Source organism: Vibrio sp. M260118 (assembly GCF_036533755.1).
In the GTDB taxonomy this organism is placed as follows: Bacteria; Pseudomonadota; Gammaproteobacteria; order Enterobacterales; family Vibrionaceae; genus Vibrio.
Genome location: NZ_JATABG010000257.1, coordinates 1 through 5,198 on the forward strand (window position 1 = coordinate 1; position 5,198 = coordinate 5,198).

The 5,198-nt window shown below is 45.1% G+C and carries 4 protein-coding genes and 1 pseudogene; 3 read left to right on the plus strand and 2 right to left on the minus strand.

What is annotated here, in order from left to right:
• The 3 genes and pseudogenes from QTO00_RS14310 to QTO00_RS14320 form a co-directional block, all read left to right on the plus strand.
• A pseudogene (locus QTO00_RS14310) lies at positions 1–152 on the plus strand (microcin ABC transporter permease); the annotation flags it as partial.
• On the plus strand, positions 152–1,192 hold the full coding sequence (locus QTO00_RS14315) for an ABC transporter permease (RefSeq protein ID WP_331425399.1): 1,041 nt from the start codon (positions 152–154) through the stop codon (positions 1,190–1,192). The pseudogene QTO00_RS14310 and the gene QTO00_RS14315, both read left to right, overlap by 1 nt.
• Before the next feature lie 2 nt (positions 1,193–1,194).
• On the plus strand, positions 1,195–2,790 hold the full coding sequence (locus tag QTO00_RS14320; RefSeq protein ID WP_331425400.1) for an ABC transporter ATP-binding protein: 1,596 nt from the start codon (positions 1,195–1,197) through the stop codon (positions 2,788–2,790).
• A 64-nt stretch (positions 2,791–2,854) separates the two neighbouring features.
• Here QTO00_RS14320 and QTO00_RS14325 read toward each other — a convergent pair whose 3' ends face one another.
• Together QTO00_RS14325 and QTO00_RS14330 are read right to left on the minus strand one after the other, a co-directional pair.
• Complete coding sequence (locus QTO00_RS14325; RefSeq protein ID WP_331425402.1) at positions 2,855–3,997, minus strand: insulinase family protein; 1,143 nt, start codon at positions 3,995–3,997, stop codon at positions 2,855–2,857.
• Between the two features lie 243 nt (positions 3,998–4,240).
• Positions 4,241–5,198: EAL domain-containing protein (locus QTO00_RS14330; RefSeq protein ID WP_331425401.1), on the minus strand; the 958-nt coding region annotated here is incomplete at its 5' end.

Sequence of the window (5,198 nt, forward strand, 5' to 3'; positions counted from 1 at the left end):
GTTTATTGGGTTTTGAGTCCACCATTCAGCGCGACTATCCGGTGGTGTTTAGTTCGCTCTATATCATGACATTACTTGGCCTGCTTCTAAGTATTATCTCTGATCTCACCTATACCTGGGTGGATCCTCGTATTGATTTTGAGGCCCGTTAATGTTGTTTAAGAACAAAAGAAGCAATCCTTTAAACGAAGCGCGATGGCTTAGATTCAAAGCTAATAAACGTGGATATTGGTCGCTGTGGGTGTTTGGTTTGCTGTTTATCGCCAGCCTTTTTGCAGAGCTGATTGCTAACGATAAGCCGTTACTCGTTGAGTACGATAGCCAATGGTATTTCCCTGTGGTGGCTCAATATGCGGAAACTGAGTTTGGCGGTGAGTTCGAAACCGAAGCGGATTATACCGATCCTTATGTAATCGAGCTTATTGAAGAGAAGGGTTATATCGTATGGCCACTGATTCGATTTAGTTACGATACCATCAACTACGATATTGGCGCTGCAGTTCCTTCACCGCCGAGCGATACAAACTGGCTTGGGACGGATGACAAGGGTAGGGATGTATTAGCGCGTGTTATTTATGGATTTAGAATCTCGGTACTATTCGGTTTTGTATTGACCATAGTTTCAAGCATTATAGGCGTCGCGGTCGGCGCCACACAGGGTTATTACGGCGGATGGTTAGATCTGTTAGGTCAACGCTTTATTGAGGTTTGGTCCGGTATGCCGACCTTATTCCTATTGATCATTCTATCGAGTTTCGTTGAGCCCAACTTTTGGTGGCTGCTAGGGATCATGGTTGCCTTTAGCTGGATGAGTTTAGTCGGCATTGTTCGTGCTGAGTTCCTTCGCTGCCGTAACTTCGACTATGTTCGTGCTGCGCAAGCTATGGGTGTCGAAGATAAACGCATTATGCTGCGTCATATGTTGCCCAATGCCATGGTGGCCTCGCTCACTATGATGCCGTTTATTCTATCTGGCTCAGTTACTACACTAACTTCACTTGACTTCTTAGGCTTTGGTTTGCCAACTGGTTCGCCGTCTTTAGGTGAATTGCTCGCGCAGGGAAAAGCGAATTTACAAGCACCTTGGCTTGGCTTCTCCGCTTTCTTTGTCTTGTCGATAATGCTCACGCTATTAGTGTTTATCGGTGAAGCTGTTCGCGATGCATTTGACCCACACCATCAAGGAAGATAAGCATGGAAAATACCGTCGTTACCATTGACCGCTTATCTGTCGGTTTTGGTCGGAAAAAACAAATTGAGCAAGTGACTCACGAAGTCTCACTGAGTATTAGTAAAGGCGAAACCCTAGCGTTAGTGGGGGAGAGTGGCTCAGGTAAATCAGTCACGGCTAATGCGATTCTAAAATTGCTCCCTCAAGGCTCGTCGCATTATCTTTCTGGTAAGATTGAGTTTGATGGTGTGAATACGCTTGAATGCTCTGAGAGACAACTAAGAGGCATTCGCGGCGGCCGTATTGGTATGATCTTTCAAGAGCCAATGGTTTCGCTTAATCCACTGCATAAAATCGGCAAACAGCTGGTGGAAACCGTCGCGATTCACCGCGGTGTCCGTCAGCGCGCAGCAGAAGCACTAGCGATCGATTGGCTTGGTAAAGTCGGCATCCGAAATCCGGAAGTCAAAGTCTCGGCATACCCACATGAACTTTCAGGCGGGGAAAGGCAACGTGTGATGATTGCGATGGCATTGATTAACGAACCAGAATTGCTGATAGCCGATGAACCAACCACCGCACTCGATGTTTCTGCCCAGGCGCAGATCCTTGATTTGCTTAAACAGTTGCAGCTAGAAATGGGCATGGCGATGCTGTTTATTACCCACGATCTTAGTATCGTAAAGCGGATTGCTGACAGAGTGTCTGTGATGCAAAACGGGCGGCTAGTAGAAACCGGCACCTGCACGCAAGTATTCAACAGCCCCGCTCACGAATATACCCAAAAGCTGATTAACTCAGATCCGAGAGGCTTGCCTGTTGAAGTACCACAGCAAGAAGCGAACCTACTTTCTGTCAGTAACTTACGAGTATGGTTTCCTATTACGGGTGGGCTATTTAAGCGTGTTGTATCTCATATCAAAGCGGTCACTAATATGAATTTTGAACTGCTAAAAGGGCACTCTATCGGTTTGGTTGGTGAGAGTGGTTCTGGTAAATCCACCACCGGGATGGCGATTCTTAAGCTCGTCAACTCGGAAGGTTCTATCTCTTATCAAAACATGGAGTTACAAGGGTTAGATAGGAAAGCTATGTTGCCATATCGCAGTAAGATGCAGGTAGTTTTCCAAGATCCTTTTTCTGCACTGAATCCGCGTATGTCTGTTGCTCAAGTGATTGGGGAAGGGTTAAGAGTTCATCAAACTCTTAACGAGCAAGAGATTGATCAGCGTATCTGCGAGGTAATGACCGAAGTTGATTTAGACCCGGAGACGAGGCATCGCTATCCGAACGAGTTCTCCGGCGGCCAAAGACAGCGCATCGCCATTGCCCGAGCGTTGATACTCAAACCAGAGTTCATTTTACTCGATGAGCCGACGTCTTCTTTGGATAGAACAATTCAAGCTCAGGTACTGGATTTGTTGAAGTCACTTCAAGAGAAGTACCAACTGACCTATCTATTTATCAGCCATGATCTGAGTGTGGTGCGCTCGTTATGTCATTACACCATAGTGATGAAGCAGGGTGAGGTTGTGGAGCAAGGTGAAACTCAGCAGCTTTTCCGCTCACCACAACAAGAATATACCAAGCACCTTGTCAGCTTATCCGCGCTGCCTTAGGGCAATGAGCAAAAGATAACAAAGCCAGCGTAGTTTAACGCTGGCTCACAATGAATTGGTGCTGTTAGAGGTAGGTATTGGAGAGTTTTGACCAAGTCTCGTGGCACTTGTCACTCACATCAAACTCGCTTAAGTGAGCCACGTGAAAGTTGAGCAGATCAAGATCATAGGACGGGTCGGTATACACTAGCCCAAGTGCAATCGCTTCAACTAAATCGTCAGCTTGTTCCGATGCGTAGTGCTCATTTTGGCTGCGAGTTTTGCGTAGGATTTGTTCGCGCAGTTGATTGACTGCTTGTTCATATTCTGTGCGGCTAAAACCACTAGCAATGGCGCGTTTGATCTCTTTACCAATTACTATTTCGATATGAGTTTTTGCTCCAGCTGGGATATTTGAAACTCGGATTTGTGATAGTACACCTTGGTTGAATAGTGGGCTATTGCTAACGCTTAAGTCAGCGTTAAGCTCCTCTCGCTCTAATGCTGTTTGAATGCGTTGTTCGAGAATGGCGTTAGACATAGTTGCAAGTAACTGCTGTCTGCGCTGTCTCTTGCTATCTATTGCCTCTTCTAGCGGTGTTAACGCACTTACGACCAACTCGTTATCAGATTCTCTAGACCCTGTAAGGTAGCCGGATAGGTCAAAGCTGTTGTTATGCACTTGATGTTGCACTTGGCTCGCTTGCCAATCTGCGAACTGCTGCTTAACAGCGTCGATTGTGTGACGAACATCAATGCCACCAGTAACAATCACTGTTGTGTTGTTGGGTACGTAGTACTTTTGCTTGAACACACTCTCAGTTAGGTTGTGCTCTAGCCCATATCTGATAGCTGCTAGGTGTGATTCGAACGCAAGTCCATTTTTAGACACTAAATCCAAGCTAAACACGGTTTGATTCAGTTCGATGACAGCATGCCAGTCTGTGTCTTTAATCGTAGACAGTGCCGCATTGTCTGCCAGCGGTTGCTCGATGTGTTGCTGAGCGATACCAGACCCAATACGAACGCGCAAAGAGAGTTGGTCAGAACTTCTTGACGTTGGAAGAGCAATAACACGCAGTCCATTGTTCAACTGAACCACTTTTGTATTAGTTGGCAATTGGATATCAGTATGTTTAAACCAGAGTGCAGATTGATTTTCTGCGCAAGTGATGGCTGGGAAAAAAAGTGCGGTAGCAACTACAGCGTGAACAAAAAAGGGTATCATTTTTAACACGTTATACTCCGATGAATAGACAAGTCAGCATGTCCGTGTTCGTTAGCAACTCAGAGGTATCTGCATTGCTAGTGTACTATCATCCTTGATTGAGAAGACGCGCTTCTAGACACATTCGCCCCTTTACGGCGACTGAACAGGTAATTTTTCTGACAGAGTTTCTACAACTAAAGTTGATTAGTCAAATGGAATGATGGTTGTGCTGAATGGGTCTCATAATTGAGATGGCGCGAATCAGATTTTAGTGTAGTGGCTCGCGCTCGCGAGAGAGAGTGGCTTCGCGAACCAATAACCTTGTAGATAAGAGGCTCCCATGTCAGTGAAGAGTTTCTGCATTCCAGCGTCTTCGATTCCTTCAATAACGATTGAAATCCCATAGGAGTTACATAGATTGGTAATGAAAGTGAGATACTCGAACGTAACAGGGTTTTCGATAGAACGCCAAGCAATCGATTTATCGATTTTGATTTGTGATAACGGTAGGTCGAAGAAGCTGTTCAACGAGCTATAACCTGCGCCAAAATCATCTAACGAAAGTTGAAAACCAATGTCTTTTAAACGATAAAGCTGTGAAATGGCTTCTTTATTGTCGTCAAGAATGATGGTTTCTGTTAGCTCTAGTACAATTGAACTTGGATTGACATCATACATCTTGGTCATTTGATTGAGAATATCTGGGAACTGATGACTTAATAATTGCAGAACCGATACGTTGACATTGACTTTAATTGGGTTTGTATGGCGTTTCTGGTAACTGTTAATGAACTGGCACGCCTTCTCGAATACGAAATAACCCAGTTCGCTTATAAGGCCCTGTTCTTCAGCTAGAGCGATAAACTCGTCTGGATAGATTTCACCGAACGCTTTGCTGCGCCAACGTACCAAACTTTCGAAGCTAGCAATGCGCTGTGATTGACAACAGACAATGGGCTGAAACTTGACCGATAGTTTGCGTTCGCTAATCGCGTTAGCGAGTTCTTGTTCAATGTACAACTTGCGATCTATCTGCTGTTTTGTTTGACAAGAGTAGCTGCGCACATTGTTATTCGTTTGGCCTGCAGCTAATTGGCAGGTTCGTTTGGAGATTTCGATAATCTCGTCACTATTAGTGGCCACATTAATATTTGGGTAAATACCCAAGCTAATTTTGTTGGCGAACAAGAAGTCAACCGACTTGACTGCTTTTTTATAC